Below are 17,838 nucleotides of genomic sequence, written 5' to 3'. Positions count from 1 at the left end.
CGATACCGCCGCAGGCCCTCGCTGAGCCAGGCACCGGGAAGGCCAGGTGGTGGCGGCGCCTACACGGGAGCGCGTAGCCACCACACGACTCCGCCTAGCTAGGTCGGGACGGCTCTGCTGCGGTACCCGCGTGGCCCGGACGGACCGGCGTAGGAGACGATCGGCTGCCGGTGCCGGCTCGCCCTCAGCGTCCGGCGGGCTTCCCGCTCATCGCCACCTCCAGCATGAACGCGCACCAGGCGATCGCCGACCGTACGGCGAGCCGGCCCACGGCCGCGTCGACAGCCGCGACACCGGTCATGCCGTGCCCGTCGCCGGCTCGGTTACGCAACTCGGCGACGTCGTGAGTGAGCGGATGCAGCCGCCCTAGGACACGCTTGACCTGCGCCAGCTGCGGGCCGGCCGCCTGGGTGACGTGCACACCGAGAGCCTGGCTCGCCTTGGCCACCAGCACGGGCACGTCGTCGTTGTCGTTGACGGTCTCGCCCGTGAGGGTGAGTACGGCCTTCGCGGTCGCCTCGATCAGGTTCTTCGCCCGGCCGATCTGCGCGCCGGTGTCGTCGGGCAGCGCTCGCTCCAAACGGGCCAGTTCCTGGCGAATGGCGGCGGCGTCCGGGAGAGCGGAGTCCGCCAAAGCAGCGAAGTGGGTTACGGCAGCGAGCGGGTCGCCGGGGGCGTCCAGACCGTATCCGTCGTCGGTGAGCGCATGGTCGAGACGCACCAGCCAGGATTGGTCGGCGTCCTTCGTGGTGGCGTAGAGGCGGGCCGCTCGGGCCGCGAACTTCAACGCTCGGGCGACGACGTCCGGGTCACTGAAGTCGCACGCGGCAAAGGTCTTTCTGACGGTCACGCTCGCGTGCGCACTCCGAATGAACGTCGCGCCCTCCGAGTGGATCGCCCCACCCTTGTCCGGAATCGGGTCGAAACCTGCCCACTTCAGGATCGCGCAGGTCTCCTTGACCGACTTCGGGCTGATCTTCGAGATGGCGTGGCGAGTCGTCTCCGACAGCAGTTCAGGCACAGCTGCTCAGCATGCCAGCGCGGACGGCTACATCGAAACCGTCGACCGCTGGCAGGCTAACCCCCTGACCGGCGTCGGCCTGTAACGGCGGCATCCCCTTGCGGGCGGACCTGACCAGCACTGCCGTTGGTTTTGGGTTGGAAATTACGGACGGGCTTGAACACCTCCTACGGCCTCGGGTTGGCCGGTGACTAACGACCTTGCGAAACTGGCGCTAAGGGCGGCTCGTCGGGGGCTATCAGTACACTCGGGGCCCGATGATGTCCTCGCCGATACAGCGCGCGACCGCGACGGGCCGGATCACCCACGTCACCCGCCGCCGCCTGGTCGAGGGGTTCGCGGCTATGCCCACGGCACAATGGAGCGGCGACCTCGACGAGCCAGACTTCCTGGCCCGGCTCTACCCGCTGGAGAAGATGCCGAGCAACGACCCGCGCTACGACACCGCCGGTCGCGACATTTTTCAGCACCGTCTGCTCAACCCATGCGACTGGCCCGACGACTGGATCTTCAGGGATGAGCGGTTCGGGCTGGCGGACAACGACGAAGCACTGCTGGCCTTCCTCGTCGAGATGCTCCACCCCGAGGTCCGCACCAACCTGGCCGAGGTCGAACAGCTTCGGGACTTCCTCAACAAGGTGCTGATCCACGACGGCTACGAGATCGTCCAGGTCGATGCCATCAGCGGTGCCCCGATCTTCGACTACCGCCTCATCGGCTCCGGCGTGCGCGGCTCCATGAAGAACCTCATCTTCGCCGCGCTCGGACCCAAGCCGGAGATCGTGCTCGACGACGCCGTCAACAACGACCTGCACTTTGTCCGCAACGCCGAGAACTGCCTGATGTACGACCGGCCGCTGGGCGCTCACGGCCTGACCTGGGCCGAGCTGACCGACTGGTGGGCCGATCGACAAGGGATGACCGGCGAGCCGGACCGGGACATCTCACGCAGTCTCTATCGCAGGCTGGACCAGTCGCTCGGCGACAACGACGCCGAGCGGCGCATCCTGCGCACCTACGCCGGGCGCTACGTCCGGCTCGGTCCCGACATCCCGGCCCTGATTCCGCAGGTCTACCTGCACTACGACCCATACACCGCGACCGAGCGACGGGCACCCGGCCCGCTCCCACGTCAACGCATGGACTTCCTGCTGCTCCTGCCTCACCGGGCCCGCGTCGTCATCGAATGTGACGGCAAGCAGCACTACGCCGACGACGACGGCCGCGCCAACCCGCGCCAGTACGCCGACATGATGCGCGCAGATCGCGACCTTCGCCTGAAGGGGTACGAGGTGTACCGCTTCGGCGGCGCCGAGCTCGTCGACGACGATGCCGCACAGCACCTGCTCAGCGCGTTCTTCGACCGCCTGCACCAGCGGTACCACTCATGACCGGGACGGAGGCACCAGTCCCGTGTCGGTGTCTTCGCCTACAGTGACACCCGTGCCCGAGGGACGCCACGGTGGATAGCCAGACGAGCAAGGAACTCGCCACCGTGTCGCAGATGCTGGTCCAAGCCGGGTACCAGCACGCGGCGCGGCTGCTGTCACTGGCCGAGCAGGTAGAGATCGGAGAATCGCTGCCGTGGGAGCGCGCGTCCGTTCCCGTGGTGCTGCGCGTACATCCCGCGTTCGTCGGCCTGTTTCGGCCGGCGGATCTGCAGGTGGTCGCAGCGCGGTTTGATCGTGTCCGGAAGTGGGGGGAAAGCGGCAATCACCAAGTGAGCGTCGCACCCGTGCTCGCCGACCCCTTCGCCCGCAACGACCTGGGCAGCGGCACGGATGCCATGCAGCTGCGCGACGAGATCGCCGAGACGTTGTGGCAGGTCAGTGCCACCAAGCTCCCAGACGTCTGCCGGGCGTTCGGGCTCGAAGATGGCGACGTCGACGACGCGATGGCCAGCAAGCGCGCGTACGTGCGCAGCCGAACCAGCGACTACACCCTGGACCAGCTGTGCCAACTCGGCTCACGTGTCGTCGAGCAGCATTACCGACCGCGCCTGTGGGGGCTGCTACAGGTGCACGCCGGCCGGCGTACCGGAGTCGACTCGCCGTTCAAGAATCTCATCTTCGCCGCGGACGGTCCCAAACCGGAATTGGTGCTGACTGACGCGGTGAGCAACACCATCGAGATCAGCAAGAACGGCGAGTTCTGCCTAGTCTACGACCGCGGCTTGGACCCCAGCGGGTTGAGCTGGCGGCAACTGGTCACCTGGTGGACCGAAATCCACGCTGAGCCCGGGACCAGCGAACAGGAAGCTGGTCGGCAGTTGTACCTGCGTCTCCGGCGCTCGCTGGACCGCGACCGCAAGCCCTCGGACCCACCCGGCCCGGAGCGGCAGGTGTTCCGCGCATACGGCGAGCTGCTCAGCGAACACGGCTTTGACCTGCCGGCGCTGATTCCACAGGTCTACCTGCACTACGACCCCTACACCCGGGCCCAGCGGCGTGAGCCGGGACCGCTACCGCGTCAGCGGATGGACTTCCTGCTGCTGATGCGCGGCCGTTGGCGGCTCGTCATCGAGTGCGACGGCAAGCAGCACTACGCCGAGGACGACGGGCGGGCAAGCCCTCGTCGCTACGCCGAGATGGTCGTCGCAGATCGGGAACTCCACCTGGCCGGCTACGAGGTCGTGCGCTTCGGCGGCGCGGAGTTCCAGTCGCAGGAACAGTCTCTGCCGATGCTGCGCCGCTACTTCACACGGTTGTTCATTGCACACGGCTACCTGCCTGAATCCGCGGCGTGACATCGCTGGCCGGCGGCCGGGATAGCACACCGCCAGCTCGGGCAGCAACCACCGAATGACGACCCGGCACCACGGCTGCGCCAACGCGAGCACGCCGGGACGTAACCCTGACCGGACACGGATGGCGACCGGCCTCCCGGTAGTAATCAGCGAGAAACCAACGGTAACGCTGGTCAGAGCCGGTCCCGCAGGATGGCGGGGCCGCTCGTGCCGACGACCAGTTGACCAGCGCTACCGTTGATTCCAGGCTGAAAACTACGGCAGGGCCAAATCAGCGCGTCGTCACCCATCTCGGGGAAGCAGTTATCGCTGCCCATCGCGAAGGCGCCACCAACGATGAAGGACACCAGGACCAGCCCTAGCAGGCCGAAGGTGCCGAGCAACGCGACCAGGCTCGACCAAGTGCGCGTACGGGCCGAGTCGGGATACAGCGGCTCCATCGTCGGATGCACGAGAGGGCACGCTATCGCAGGTCCGCAAGACACATGGGCGGGCGACGGAGACCTAGTGGGGGTCACTGGCGCTCTTCCCAGCGGGAGCACCAGAGCCGCCTCTGCAGCGACGATGCTACTGGCCCGCCCGTAGTTTCCAGCCTGAACCGGCGCAGATGACGGCTCCGGCCCCCCGATCGGCGGTTACCGGGGCCAGGACCCGACCCACCACGGCGTCCGATGGCCAGCTCCGCCCGGGCCCGGTCGAGGGGACTACCCTCGCCGTCATGAGCGGATCACTGGAGCCCCGCCCGGCCGGCACTGTCGCGACTGGATCGCCCGAGACTGCCCTTGCAGGGCTGCAGTCGTTCGAGGTCATGATCCTCGACCGTCTCGCCGCGGCCGGCCTTCCGACCCAAGGCATCCTGGTCGATCTCGGCCAGCGGGACGTGTTGATGCGGACCGCCCCATTCGCGCTCACCGACCTGACTCCCGAGAAGCTGATCCAGTCCAGCTACATCTCCAAGATGATCATTGCTGGGTCCGTCGGCCTGTTCGACGCGGCTCTGAACTACCTCTGGGACGAGACCGTCCTGGAGCTTCGCAAGCGCGTCGTGAACTTCGACGTGCAGTACTTCTACGAGGTCGCCGAGAAGTCCGACAAGAGGCGACAGGAGCTCAAGACCGAGGACGACCTACCTAAGCTCGACGACCAGAAACTCCTCGCCGGTTGCCGTGAGATCGGTCTGATCAGCGAGATCGGCTTCCAGGAGTTGGAGCTCATCCGCTACATGCGGAACTGGGCCAGCGCGGCCCACCCCAACCAGGCCGAGTTGAACGGCCTCCAGCTGGCCAGCTGGCTGAGCGTCTGCATCAAGCACGTCATCACGCTGCCCTACGACCACATCACCGCCCAGGTGAAAAAGCTTCTGGTCAAGGTCAAGGAGCAGCGGCTAGACGAGAGCACGATCAGGGAGATCACCGCCTTCTTCGTGAACCTCCCGGCCGCCCAGGCCGACCCGCTCGCCTCAGGTCTCTTCGGCCGTTACACCGATCTGACCACCACACAGGACACCCTGGATAACATCCTGCGGCTCTGGCCCGCGCTCTGGAACCGGACCTCCGACGAGATCCGCTACAACTTCGGGTTCCGGCTCGGCCGGTTCCGCGCCAACGGTGACCAGGCCGAGGCGACCCTCGCCAGGCAGCTGATCGACCTCGTCGACGGCGCCGCCTACCTGACGGTTGAGGAACGATCCTGGGAGATCGACAGCACCCTCGACGAGCTTCGCGACGCGCACTACGGCTGGAACAACTTCTACAACGAGCCGCCGGTCGCCCGTCGGCTCCGTGAGGTCGTCGGCCAGAACAGCGCCATTCCGGCCAGTCTGAACCGGAAGTACGTCCTCGACCTCGTCGAGGTCTTCCTGACCAACGGCAGCGGCGTTGCGGTCAGCGCCGACCCGATCTATCAGGAGCTGATCGAGAAGTTCACCCCCGAGCAGGCGTCACTGGCGCTCAGGTCGTTCACGGACCCCGACGTCGTCGCCAAGCTGCACCGTCCGCTCTCCGGGCAGAAGTGGGCCCAGCTCCTTCAGATCATCGGGCACAAGCTCACCGGCCGGAACGAGCGCGAGCTGTTCGACGCCGTTCAGGCCTTCGCCGGCGAGCCCTTCCATCTGGCGAAGGACGCTGGAATCAAGCTCCAGCTCCAGCGATTCCCGAACTAGAAGCCCCGGGGGCCATGGTCGGCGCCGCCGTCCGCGCGTCGACGGTCGTGCGTCCGGCGCGTCGCGGACGGGGGGCTCCGGTGACCCATCATGGCGTGCCGCCGGGTGCCCTGACCCCGCCCTGACGGCCGCATGCAGGTCGACCCATTGCCCAACCCCGGCAGCGAGCCCGGGTACACCTGGGGCTACTCCGGCAGCGGCCCCCGCGCTCTGTACAGGGCCCTGGTGCGCTGTGCGCTGCGGGACTGGACCGCCGACCTCGACCAGGGCAACTGGCTGTTCGCCCTGACCAAAGCCTGGCGACAGCCGGAGGGCAGCCCCCTGTGGAACTTCATCCTCACGCACCAAGGGCCGCTGCGTCTGCCGTGGCCCCAGGTCATCGAATGGGCCCAGCACGACCTCAAGACGCTGACCAGCCGCGGGGCGGCGGGTCACACGCCCGCACAGCCGTAGGCGCCTCCTGACGCGCGGGACCGTCGCGCCCGGGTGGAGCTCCCCGGTGCTCGACGCGCTGCGGACCGGCGCCCGCCTCGCCGTCGTCAGCTCGCACCGGCTGCCGTAGGCCTCAGGGCAGAATTCTTGAGGACGCCGGTTCACGCTCCGCCCGGTGGCGCCCTCTTACCTTCCAGACGGGCGCCACCGGCGCTCGCCCGGAGTAGAGCGAGGTGCAGTGGACAACATCAGTTGGGGGTGGGTGGCCGCCGTGGTCGTCGGCAACCTCACCGCGCTGGCGGCACTCTGGATCCGGGCGCGCTGGCGCGCCCAGGCGGAGAAGGCCCGCGGTGACTCGCTCATCGCCATCGCCGAGGCCCTGCCCGGCGGTGGCCGGCTCCGTGACCAGCGGTCCGACGGGTCGTGCATCACACTGAGCGTGCCTACCAACGGCCACTCTGGAGACCGTCGTGGATGACCAGACCACCCAAGAGCCGACACCGGAGCGGTGGATGGGATTCGCTCGTGCGTGGTGCCGACCGACTCCACCGCTGCTGAGGCGTTGTCGGTAGATGCCGACGGGATTCTCCAGCTCGGCAGCCAGCGCCTGCAGGTGGAGGTCAAGGAGCGCCTGACGGCGAACTTCTTCACGGAGGCGAACCGGGGGCGCATCGTCGAGGAGTTCAGCGCCTTCTACCGCGGCTTCGCCGCCAGACTGGCCGGCTGGCTCATCTGGCAGGGCGCGTCGGAAGCGGACGCCAAGGACGTCGTGCAGGAGACGATGCACAAGGCCTACCAGCGGTGGGCCACCATCGACACCCCCGAGGCATGGGCACGGGTAACGGCCTCCCGGGCGTACGCCGAGCGGCTGGGCAAGGTCGACGCGACGCCTGTTGACGACATCGCCGAGCACACCCCCGAGACGGCCGCAGGGTGCGAGTTGACCGCGGCGGACGCCAAGCAGGACATCCGGATGGCACTGCAACAGATGCCGGCGCGGCAGCGGCAGATGCTCGCCTGGTCGTTCGAGGGATACACCCCGGCCGAGATCGCCGCGCAGTTGCGGATGACTCCGGAGGCCGTCCGCAGCAGCCTCTACAAGGCGCGCAAGAGACTCGAAGAGCTGTTGCAGGTCCGGGACGAGGGCGACCAGAACGAGGGGGCGAGCGTGAACGACCGAAACATGGACACGCCCGACCGGCTGGGTGCGGCCGCCAGGGCGGAGCTGGACACCATTCAGAGTCGGCTCGAAGCGACGTGGGACATCGAGGCGGGCCTGCGGGAGATCCTTGTGGAGGAGCACTACCAGCGGTTCATCGGCGAGCAGTCCGGCGTGCTCGACGTCGAGGCCGGCCTTGCAGACGTGCTCGCCCGCGATGGGCAGCGCCCGGACCCAGAGCCCGTGGAGGTGGACACCCAGCGCTTGCACGTCTACCTCACCGTCCTCACCGCCGCCCAAAGCGATTGCGAGGCGCCGGCACAGCCGAACACCTTCGATCGCGTTCGGCTACTGGCCCAATCGATGCTGGAGACGCTGGGGGAGCTCCGCGACACGGTCCGCGCGGAGCCGCAACCGGGGCGCAAGGTGAAGCTCGCGAGGGCTTACATCGATGCCCTCGGCCGTGCCGCCGAGCTGAACCACCTGGCGGACGAGCTGGAGCTCGGGGCTGTCGGCCTGAGGCAAGCCCTTAGGGTCGTGCGCGGCGCCGCCCTCGCGCTGATGGAGGTCTACGACGAATTCAGCATGGTCCGGAATCCGGGGAAAAAGGTCAACGGCCATCCGCTTGCGCCGCGAGTGCTGGACCTCGCCGTCGACGTCAACAACCTTGAGCGGCCGATCAGGCGTCTGTTCGAGCCGTCAGACGACATGGTCGACGCGCTTCGGTGACCCGGGCGGGCGGGAGGCAGACGTCCTCCCGCCCGCCCGGCGTCATGGTGAGGCCGGGGCCGTGTTGAATGGCGGGATGCTCGTCAACCCGCTACCCGGCACCGAGCGCACGGTGCTCGACTCCGCCCTCGGCGACCTGCTCAACAAGCTGCACAACATCATCGGGGGCGGCGGCGGGACAGCGGCCGTCGAGCGGGCGTTCACCTACATCGAATGGGTGCACGAGGTCCGCCGGCGGCTCCACAACCTGATCCGCCTCACCGAGTTGGAGCAGCTAATCGGGCTCCGCGCCTACGAGACCATCCTCGCCGCCACCGTCCCGTTCGGGAAACCGGGAGGGGAGCGGGTCCTCAACGGCCTGATCTCCACCGAGCTCACCGAGCGGGTCGCTGTTCTCGAGCAGGCCATCCGCGGCCTCAAGGAGCGCGTCGACCAGCTCCACCGCGCCGGCGTCCTGGTCGTGCTCGACACCAACGTCTACCTGCACTACCCCCAGGAGCTGCACGAGATCGACTTGCGGCAGGACCTCGGACTGCGTGAGGAGCCGATCCATATCCTGGTGCCGATGGCCGTGGTCGACGAGCTGGACGGCAAGAAGCAGCACCAGAACAAGGACGTCCGGCGTCGAGCCCGGATGGTCACCTCCAGGATCGACCAGGTGATACGGGACGGTGGCCAGCTGCGCGACCAGGACTACTCCCCGATCAAGAGCGGCGGCATCCCGCGTGGCCGGATCACCCTGGACATCATCCTCGACCCGCCGGGACACACCCGGCTGCCGATCACCGACGACGAGATCGTCGACCGCACCGCCACCACGCAGGCCTTGGCCGGCCGCCGCGTCCGCCTGCTCACCTACGACACGGGCATGGCGCTGCGAGGGCGTAATGCCGGCTTGGACGTGCACAAGCTCCAGCACTCCAGGGCCGACGACGGGAAGTAGCTGGGCGCCGATGTATCGCGACCTGTCGCGCCGGTGGGGGAGAGGGCGAGCCCCAAACCCAACTCCGACGGTCCGCCGAGCTTCATCGTCTCTGAGGTGGCTACCGCGCGAGGAGGGTCGGCGGGCAGCTGCGCTACAACGACGGGGTGCGGCTCGATGAAGTCCGGTACGCGGTGCGGCTCTGCAGGGGCCCGCGCTACTCAGGCGGTAGAGGCTCCTAGCGGTGGGCGGCCCTGAGCACCCTCGCGGCATCCGTGTCGTCCACCTCGCGACTCCGGCTGACTAGTGTCTCCGGCAGGCGAACCTCAGCCTTGACGTCCGCCCGCTTCTCGTCGACTGAGCAGCTGCACGGGGGCCGTGGCCCGACGGCGGCGGGTGCGGAACAGGACCTCCAGGCCGCCGGGTGTATGCAAGCAGATGCCGTCGACGTCATCGCCAGCCAGCTTGTCGATGCCGAGTCGCGGGCACCGCGCGTTCACCGCTGTCCTGGTGAGGAACACGATGTTCGCCGGGCTGATCCGCAAGGTCGCCCGGTCGGAGGTAGCAGGGGCCGAGCGGCGTACGCTGCCCGGCCGACAGTCGCGCGCGACGCACCGGGCGTACGGTGACTCCCGCTGGGATGTTCGATACGTTGCCGATGATGGTCAGCTTCTTCTTGAGCTATCGCGCCGGCGACGAGGAGTTCGCGGCGCGGCTGATCGACGATGCTCTGACCGACCGGTTCGGCGGCGACAGCGTCTTCCGGGACAGCCGACCGGTTCCGCTCGGTGCGAACTTGTGGGCCGAGCTGTGGCAACGGCTGGCAGGGGCGAGGGCGCTCATCGTCGTAATCGGGCAGGGTTGGCTCAGCGACACGTCTCGCCGACGGCTGGATGATCCTTCGGACTTCGTCCGGAGCGAGATCGAATTCGCACTGGAGCGCGGGATCAGGGTCGTGCCCGTGCTGGTCGGCGGAGCGGAACAGCCACCGGACAGCGAGCTGCCGGCGTCCATACGGCCGTTGAGCAGCCGGCAGTTCTGGCGCCTCGACACTCGCACTGCCGAGGAGGACCTCCGCCAGCTGGTCGAAAGTCTCGCCACCATCCCGTTGATTCTCGGCGAAGCGCCCGTGCCCGTGTCCAGCCGCATGGCGCCGACATATCGACCGTCGACAGCGATCGTCTACGCGACCCGTGCCGGTGACCTGAAGGTCTTCGACAGCGGCCGGCCGATGCGACTGTCCGATCTGAGGGGCGGCAGGTACTCGACGCGCTACGAGGTGGACGTCCGGAAGCACCAGGCCGTCCTTGCGGCGAGGATGCCCAGCCGCGACGGCGTCTACGACTTCATGGCGTCTCTCGAGGTGACCTTCCAGGTCACCGAACCCGAACAGGTAGTCCGGGAGTCGATCAGGGACGCCCTGGTCCCGGTCCGTGACCATCTGCTGGACACGTGCCGGTCGATCACCCGGCAGTTCGCGCCCGAGCAGGCCGGAGAGGCCGAGTTGGCCATAGACCGAGGGGTCGATCGGAACACCCTCATCCGGGGTGGAATCACGATCCACTCGGTGCACTCCCGGCTGACGCTCGACGACAGGGCCAGACAACATCTGGCGGATCTACGCCAGGAGCTACGGCATGCGTCTCTCGGCGACGCCCTGAGGGCGAACCCCAGCGAGATGTTGCAGGAGCATCTGATCCAGCACCCGGACGATGCCGCCGAGGTGCTGAAGCGGCTCGCCGAGCGCGGCGGCAGCCTCGACGACCGCGCGCGTCGGGTGCTGGCGGAGTTGCTCGAGCGCGACATCATCAAGCCCTCGGACCTTCCGCCGATCGGGTCCGTCCCCGGGACCGGGCGGCAGCCGGAGCGGCTGCTGGTGGCTCGGGCGCCCACTCAGGTGCCGGTGGGTCAGGATCTGACTGTCGATGTCCGGATCGTCAGCGCGGGGCGCTCGGTTCCAGCCGACGCTGTGATGTCCCGGATGGCCAGCCTCGTCGTGACCGATGATGGCGCGCCGGTCACCGTGACGGTCCACGTGCCGGTGGGGCTGCACGCGGAGGGGCCGCTGCAGCAAACCGTGCTACTCAAGCCGGCGGAGGACCCGCCGCCAATCCGGTTCGGGTTCGGTGCGCGGATCCCCGGGTTGCATCGCATTGATGTGACGGCGTGGGCCGGCGGCACCTTCCTGGCCGAGGTCTCCGTCGAGGTCTCCGCGGACGTCGGCGGGGCGTTCCGCGATGGGCAGCCGAAGGCTGCGTCGCTGGGCGCGGCGAGCGCGCGGCCCGGAGAGGTCACCATGGAGGTGCGGTTCAACGGCAGCCAGTACATCTTTCAGCTGCGCTCGGACGCGGCGCTGTTCGCCCCGGTTGTCGAGTCGGTCGCGAACACGCCGAACGCCGCCGTGGAGAACGCCATCAAGGAGCTGCAGCAGCTGGCCGGCGGCAGCTCCCGATACAGCGCCACGATGACCCGCGAGGTGATCCGGTCGGCCGGCATCCAGCTGTGGTCGGATATGGTGCCGGCCGACATCCGCGACCAGTTCTGGCAGGTCGGCGCGGACATGAGCGCCTTCACCATCGCCACCGACTACGACCTGGTCCCGTGGGAGCTGCTCTACCCGCTCAACACGGGCAACGACGCCGGCTTCCTGGTCGAGCAGGTCCCGGTGGTACGCCGCACCTACGGTCAGCGCCGCACCCCGACGGTGGGGCTCGGAAATCCACGTTTCGTCGTGCCGACCAGGGCGCCCACCGGCGTGTACGACGAGGTCGCGGCGGTCAGCGCGATCCTGGGCACGGCCCACGGCGACCCGATCACCAAGGCGGACGACCTGCTCGCCCTGATCAACTCGGGGGAGATGGGCGCCACCCACTTCGCCTGCCACAACACGTTCTCCGCGGACGGCTCCTTCATCGACATGGACGGCGGCCGGTTCAAGCCGGCCCTGCTCGCCGAGGCCGCCATCCGCAAGACCCTGGAGCAGATCGGCCCTCTGGTCTTCATCAACGCCTGCCGCAGCGCCGGCGCGGCGCCGACGTACACGAAGATGCTCGGCTGGGCCCAGCAGTTCATGTCGTCCGGCGCCGGCGCGTTCGTCGGCACGCTGTGGGCCGTTCGTACCGAAAGCTCGGCCCGCTTCGCGACCGCGTTCTACCGCTCCCTGGCAGACGGCGCCACCCTCGGTACCGCGGCCCTCGTCGCACGGACCGAGCAGCAAGAGGACCCGCTCGACCCGACCTGGCTGGCGTACACCGTCTACGGCGACCCGTTCGCCACCGCTGCCTGAAAGGCTCCCTCATGGACGTGATCGACTACAGCGTGCCTGTCGAAGAGCTGGTCGCGGCGGTGAAGGACGCGGTCAAGCAGGCCAGCATCTCGACCACCGACGCGGGACGGGACCTACGGATCAGCTCGGTCCAGCTGACCCTGAACATGGTCGTCACCACGAAGCTCGGCGGCGGCCTGGACTTCCGGGTCCCGGTGATCGGCTGGAAGGTCAAGGTTGGTGGCAGCCGATCCCGGCAGCGGGCCCACACGATCAACCTCACGCTCGTTCCGGAAGATCTGCAGGACCGGTACGAGCTGCGCGACAACGCCGTCGAGGAGACTCTCGTCGAGGCGATCACCACAGTCCGGGCCGCGGTCGCCGCCGGTGCCGGAGGCGACGACCCCCTCGTCCTGGAGACCGCGACGGTCGAGCTCGTCTTCGGGGTCACCGACCAGGGCACGATCTCGGTCGGCGCGGAGGGCGAGCTGACCGAAGAGGTAACCAACACCCTCCGCATCGAACTCGTAGGTGGCAAAGCGGGCTAGGAAGAAGAAGAGACATCCGCGCCACAAGCTGGAGCATCTGATCGGACATGGCACCTACGAGACCATCCTCGCGGCCACGGTCCCGTTCGGAGACCGCGAGGAGAGCGGGTTATCAACGGCCTGGTCTTCACCGAGCTCACCGAGCGGGTCGCCGTCTTCGAGCAGGCCATCCGCAGCCTCAAGGAGCGCGTGGACCAGCTCCGCCGCGCCGGCGTCCCAGCCGTGCTCGACACCAACGTCTACCTGCACTACCCGCAGGAGCTGCACGAGTCACGCCGGCGGCCATGGCCCGCCCGATACAGATGACGGTCGCCTACGCTCACGCCCGAGTAGAGAGGCGTGACAGCCTCGTGAGCCCGGGGAGCGCCTGGTGGAGGAGCGCGGGCTCGGCCCGCAGCCGCTGAGGGTGCGGTGTCGGGAAAAGTGATGGTGAGGCAGAGGAAGCCAGGGACGTGAACGATGCGTGGCGTGATGTCGAGGCAGGCCGCCAACAATTGGACTGGGCGGTCGCCATCGGCGATCCCGCCGAGGCGGAGTACCTGACGCCGCTCGGCCACCAAGTTGCGAGCCGAGCGATCACAGACTTGGATGCATTCTTCGGACCTGGTTGGCTGCACCGGGCCACTTATCCCGGGCCAGGTACGACCGGACCGATGGTGGTGCCCTACTTCGCCTCGCTGATGGGCGCGCCGGCGTTCGTCGCGGCGATCGGCTTGTGGGCTCGCCTGCAGGTTCTGGTCGAGGCCCGGGTCCAGGGCATCGGCCAGGTACGGAAGAACCTGTGCGTCAACCCGGCGGCCGAGGAGTTCCGCCATCACATCGCCTTGGCCCGGCTGGCGGTCCTCGCTAGCCAAGCCGGTGCGCGGCTAACGCTTGAGCCGGTAAAGCCGCAGGGCGGGCCTGGGGATTTGCGGGCGGTGCGCGCCGGCAGTGACGTGTTTGTCGAGGTCCGGGCGCTGGGCCCGGGCCAGGGCTTCCGTGCCCACAGCCGGTGGGTCGACGATGCCATGATGCATCTCCGGGTGCTGGAAGTCCGCCACGACGTGCACTGGGATGGCGAACTGCCTACAGAACCCGACCTTCAGTGGAAGGAGGCCGTGGACGCGGCAGCCGCAGAGGTGTCGGCGAACGGCGTTCCGATCGAGGTCGTCGTTGATGGTGCGACGTTGACCGCCCGACCTGGCCCGGCGCCGACCGGCACGCAGATCATTGGGCCGCTGTGGGAGGCCGACGAAGGTCATCGTCTGCTGCAAGCGCTCATGAATAAGGCCATCAAGACCCAGTCCGCTGGGGCGGCCTGGTTGTGGCTTGAAGACGCGGGGGCGCTGTGGCCGCTGACCGCTTTTGCCCGTGATCCACTCTCCCAGAAGGTCAAGGTGCTCCAGCAGGCCCTCGATCCGCTATTCGACGCCCATCCACATGTGCTCGGTGTCGTGCTGACCTCTGGCGAGATGCGCTTCGACGGGTCGCTCGACGACGCCACCGAGACCCACCACCGCGGCGCGGCCTTCCGCCGGACGATGCCTGGCTCCCTGGTTCGAGAAAGCATTGTCGTGCACCGCCGGCTGTGCGTGCCCGGGCAGTACGCCTTGATCACCGAGATGTGCGCCGAGGAACCGGCCTGGCTCGATCGCGCGTTGGCTCGCCTCGGCGTTCCCGGCGGCGTTGCGGCACTGACGACCTGGCCGGTGCGCCAGGCACCGACGGCCGGGCGGCAGTACCTCGGCGGCCGCCTGTACCTGCCCACGCAGAGCTACCCCAGCCCTCGATGATCGTCGCGGCGAAGGTGATATCGGCCCCTGGCGGCACCCTCGCCCGTCACCGGGCGTGTCCCGCATGGCACTGCAGTGGCAGTTTGGATATCGACATGAGGTGACCACCGCGCGAGTCGTACAGCCCAGTCTGGAGCGGCTCAGGGCTGCCAGCTCGGGTCGTTCGGCCACGCGATGTAGTTACCTACGTCGACTCGTTCGGTTTGTAGGTTGCACGTCAGCAGGTCCACCCAACGCTGACGATGCGCCATCTTGACCTCAACGGTGGCCGTACAGGGACCGCCGAGCCAGTCCAGCGGCAGCCCCTCCGGCTCGCGCTCGCGCCCGAATTCCATGAACGTCGCGACGGCGGTCCTACCGGGGACCGGAAAGGCGGCGGGCAGTGGCCGGTGTCCTTCGCGGGGCTGCACCTCCGGCCTGGTCCCGCGCCACCACATCGTGACCGGCAGCGGCTCCGGCACCTCGGGCTCGCCCTCCCATCGCCGGCCGGCGTTGTGGCCGATACGTTTGGCCGTCTGCCCGGCGGGGCGCTCTAGGCGTAGCCGGAGGTTCTGGACGACGATCGGTGCGGCCCCGTCGTTGTGGAACACCAACGGCAAGTTGACCAGCACCTTGTCGGGCGCGACAGCGGCGGCGAACGTGTGCGGCGGATGGGTGCTCAGCCGACCTCGGCGAACGTTCATCCACCAGAAGGACCCGATGGTGAACGCCAACGCAGCCAAGGCGATGATCATGCTTGGCGTGATCCAATCCCAGATGCCCGGTGCGGGTGCGGCGCTGCCGAGCGGGGGCGCGTACTGCGGCTGGGCGACGTTCTCGGGCTTCGTCGGCTGCGGGTCGCTGGCGCAGCCAGGCAGAGCCAGCAGCAGCAGGGCGGTGGCTGCGAGTAGGTGGCGGGTGCGGACCATGCCAGGCACCGTACCGATCCACGTCAGCGCCGCGTGCCCACTGCCGTCAGGCGACGGGGCCGAGGCAGGCTACTCGTCGTCTTTGCTCTCTCAGGCGGATCTGCCAGTCTCCAGATGAACTGCGGTACGCGAGCGGCCCCCACACACAGTGCCACGCCGCCGTGCTCGTTTCATCGTCCATCTGCACAACGCTGTGCACGTTCAGCAGCTGTACCTGGCTGTGCACGTTGACCCGTACGTCGACATGCGACAGCATGTTGCCCTGGCCAATGCTCTCGAGCCAGCCGCATAATGCCGATGAGAGGATGACGATATGTGAAGAAGGTCCTCGGCGTGGGTTGACTGTAACGTTCCATGACCTTCGCGCTCCAGGCCATAAAGTGATGCGTTAAAGCGAACGGCGCAAGTGGCGCCAAGAATGGCAATAGGGTGGACGTGGACGAGATCTTTGACTTTGAGGAAACGCGGGACTTGGTAACACCTGCAGTCGTCATGACAAAGATTGGAGAGGCCATTGAACTCTCCCAGGGGCCCGTAGTCCTCCACATTGAGGGAGATCCTACTGAGGTTGTTGGCTGTGGAAAGTTGAAACTTTACTGGGATGGCCGGGGCCTTGTAGGCAGTTTCGAAGCGGACGTTCCGATCGGACAAATACACCTCGGCGACGACTTCCGATCGACGACCCTCAGCGTCACAGAGGCGAATCTGTCCACCGCAAAGATCAACGCCAAAATCGAGCGAAGAGCTGACGTATCCCTCTTCCAGCCGTCGCTCTTCCCCGAAGAGGAAAGGCTGGAATTTCAGTACAGAGTCACTTCGTTCGAACTTGAATTGGCAAGCGAGGATAGAGGGATTAAGAAGGTGATTGCCCACCTCCTCAACGTACCTCCGTACCTCGGCATGAAGATCGGTGCCGCCCGGCCGAATGGGCGAGGGAGGTTTTTCAACCGCGGACGGCTGGAGCTCCTGTCGGACGGCTGGAGAGTGACTGTCGACTACCTCCACTGCTGGGCCATCAGGGATCGTGGATTCTGGAATGAAGATGAAGATGAGGATGAGGATGAGTTCGACGACGCGTTGGACATCCTTAATGCGCTGGGAGACGCGTCGACGATTGGTGGCACGTTCATCACTCATGCCATACGCATGGAGCGGGCCAAAGGATCGCTTTTCAACCGGAAGCAGGCCTTAAGCGCACTCGGCCGTTTAGAAGTCTTCTTGAGATTCGCATTCGGCGGCCCAGGGCAGCCCATCTGCGTATATGGCTTTGGCCCTAAGGGCCAGACTTCATGGAAATCTCTGCCGTCCAGTCCGGACCTCCCTCGGTCGGGCGGCCAACGAAGGGCTCGGAGTTGGCTTCCGCTAGCCGGTGATGAGACCGAGGGAGCGCGTACTAGCGCAGCGCAAGAACTGAACAGCCAGCTATCCTCCATGTTTGCATATTGGATGAACAGTAGCGAGGATGAAAAATCCGACTTCAAGAAAATGATAACGCGAGCGGTAGAATGGTATACGGCAAGCCTCGAAGCTCCGAGCAAGAACCAGTGTATTGTTCTCGCTCAGGCGAGCCTTGAGGTCTTGTCGAACTATTGCCTTCAAAGCAAACTGCACCTGTCCGAAAAGAGTCAGCAGAAACTAGAATTTTCGGACCAGTTGAAGGTAACTCTGTCGGTTTTGGGCATCGACATCAAAGTACCCTCATCGTTTGTCGCCCATCGTGGACGGCCTCTGACAGGACCGTCTGCGGTCACTAGGGCCCGAAACTCGGTCGTTCATCCGCGTAGCGGTTATGAGGACTTGTCGGATGATGAGATCGAAGAGGCGCGGACCTTGTCATTGTGGTACGTCGAGAGGATCATCCTTCAACTTTTGCAGTATCGGGGACTCTACTGGAACAGAATTGAGCGGAAGATCACGAGCCTGGCACGTAGCTAGTCTGATGAGGGACGCCCACGGCGTGGCCGCCAGGCCTCCGAGATCAATCGTTGAACATCGGATGGACCCCGTGCACGGCAGGCTTTACATGGTCGGGCACGTTGATCCGTATGGCAACAACCTGCCTCTATCCCGACGGCACGCCGAGATCGGTCAGCCTTTGCACCACTCGCCGGGGCGCAACCAGCGACCGCCTTCTAGGTCTTCACCGAGGGACTTGACTCGGGACGAAAAGTACGT

At 66.8% G+C, this 17,838-nt stretch carries 14 protein-coding genes; 11 read left to right on the top strand and 3 right to left on the bottom strand.

Annotated features, from left to right (window positions below; all coding sequences use genetic code 11):
- Positions 1 to 184 precede the first annotated feature (184 nt).
- Positions 185 to 1,021 carry an abortive infection family protein gene (locus tag ACFYPS_RS03310; RefSeq protein WP_387322480.1) on the bottom strand — a complete coding sequence of 279 codons (837 nt, stop codon included), beginning with the start codon at positions 1,019 to 1,021 and terminating at the stop codon, positions 185 to 187.
- 257 nt (positions 1,022 to 1,278) lie between these two features.
- On the opposite strand from ACFYPS_RS03310, the gene ACFYPS_RS03305 reads away from it, so the two are divergent.
- Entirely contained in the window at positions 1,279 to 2,412 is a 1,134-nt protein-coding gene (locus tag ACFYPS_RS03305) for a hypothetical protein (RefSeq protein WP_387322478.1), read from the top strand.
- Between the two features lie 71 nt (positions 2,413 to 2,483).
- Complete coding sequence (locus ACFYPS_RS03300) at positions 2,484 to 3,767, top strand: hypothetical protein (protein ID WP_387322476.1); 1,284 nt, start codon at positions 2,484 to 2,486, stop codon at positions 3,765 to 3,767.
- A 173-nt stretch (positions 3,768 to 3,940) separates the two neighbouring features.
- Here ACFYPS_RS03300 and ACFYPS_RS03295 read toward each other — a convergent pair whose 3' ends face one another.
- Positions 3,941 to 4,219, bottom strand: a complete 279-nt coding sequence (locus ACFYPS_RS03295; RefSeq protein WP_387322474.1) for a hypothetical protein — start codon at positions 4,217 to 4,219, stop codon at positions 3,941 to 3,943.
- 266 nt (positions 4,220 to 4,485) lie between these two features.
- On the opposite strand from ACFYPS_RS03295, the gene ACFYPS_RS03290 reads away from it, so the two are divergent.
- The 8 genes from ACFYPS_RS03290 (at position 4,486) to ACFYPS_RS03255 (ending at position 14,755) form a co-directional block, all read left to right on the top strand.
- On the top strand, positions 4,486 to 5,928 hold the full coding sequence (locus ACFYPS_RS03290) for a hypothetical protein (protein ID WP_387322472.1): 1,443 nt from the start codon (positions 4,486 to 4,488) through the stop codon (positions 5,926 to 5,928).
- A 132-nt stretch (positions 5,929 to 6,060) separates the two neighbouring features.
- Positions 6,061 to 6,381, top strand: coding sequence for a hypothetical protein (locus ACFYPS_RS03285; protein ID WP_387322470.1), 321 nt, complete (start codon positions 6,061 to 6,063; stop codon positions 6,379 to 6,381).
- Positions 6,382 to 6,598: 217 nt separating this feature from the next.
- Positions 6,599 to 6,838, top strand: coding sequence for a hypothetical protein (locus tag ACFYPS_RS03280; protein ID WP_146231164.1), 240 nt, complete (start codon positions 6,599 to 6,601; stop codon positions 6,836 to 6,838).
- A gap of 54 nt (positions 6,839 to 6,892) precedes the next feature.
- On the top strand, positions 6,893 to 8,248 hold the full coding sequence (locus tag ACFYPS_RS03275) for an RNA polymerase sigma factor (protein WP_387322467.1): 1,356 nt from the start codon (positions 6,893 to 6,895) through the stop codon (positions 8,246 to 8,248).
- 76 nt (positions 8,249 to 8,324) lie between these two features.
- A complete protein-coding gene (locus ACFYPS_RS03270; protein WP_387322465.1) occupies positions 8,325 to 9,191 on the top strand; it encodes a PIN domain-containing protein in 867 nt (288 codons plus the stop codon).
- Positions 9,192 to 9,810: 619 nt separating this feature from the next.
- Entirely contained in the window at positions 9,811 to 12,456 is a 2,646-nt protein-coding gene (locus ACFYPS_RS03265; protein ID WP_387322463.1) for a CHAT domain-containing protein, read from the top strand.
- Between the two features lie 11 nt (positions 12,457 to 12,467).
- Complete coding sequence (locus ACFYPS_RS03260) at positions 12,468 to 12,983, top strand: trypco2 family protein (protein ID WP_387322461.1); 516 nt, start codon at positions 12,468 to 12,470, stop codon at positions 12,981 to 12,983.
- 452 nt (positions 12,984 to 13,435) lie between these two features.
- The gene (locus tag ACFYPS_RS03255; protein WP_387322459.1) at positions 13,436 to 14,755 is read left to right on the top strand and encodes a hypothetical protein; all 1,320 of its coding nucleotides are present in this window, start codon (positions 13,436 to 13,438) and stop codon (positions 14,753 to 14,755) included.
- A gap of 140 nt (positions 14,756 to 14,895) precedes the next feature.
- On the opposite strand, the gene ACFYPS_RS03250 is transcribed toward ACFYPS_RS03255, so the two are convergent.
- Positions 14,896 to 15,663, bottom strand: a complete 768-nt coding sequence (locus ACFYPS_RS03250; RefSeq protein ID WP_387322457.1) for a hypothetical protein — start codon at positions 15,661 to 15,663, stop codon at positions 14,896 to 14,898.
- Between the two features lie 429 nt (positions 15,664 to 16,092).
- Between ACFYPS_RS03250 and ACFYPS_RS03245 the strand changes: the two genes are divergently transcribed.
- Positions 16,093 to 17,598: a hypothetical protein gene (locus ACFYPS_RS03245; protein WP_387322455.1), complete on the top strand. Its 1,506-nt coding sequence runs from the start codon at positions 16,093 to 16,095 to the stop codon at positions 17,596 to 17,598.
- Positions 17,599 to 17,838: the final 240 nt, after the last annotated feature.

It is taken from the genome of Micromonospora sp. NPDC005087 (genome assembly GCF_042872965.1).
Taxonomy (GTDB): Bacteria; Actinomycetota; Actinomycetes; order Mycobacteriales; family Micromonosporaceae; genus Micromonospora.
Note: the sequence above shows the minus strand (reverse complement) of the source record. Positions and strands in the feature narration are given on the sequence as shown.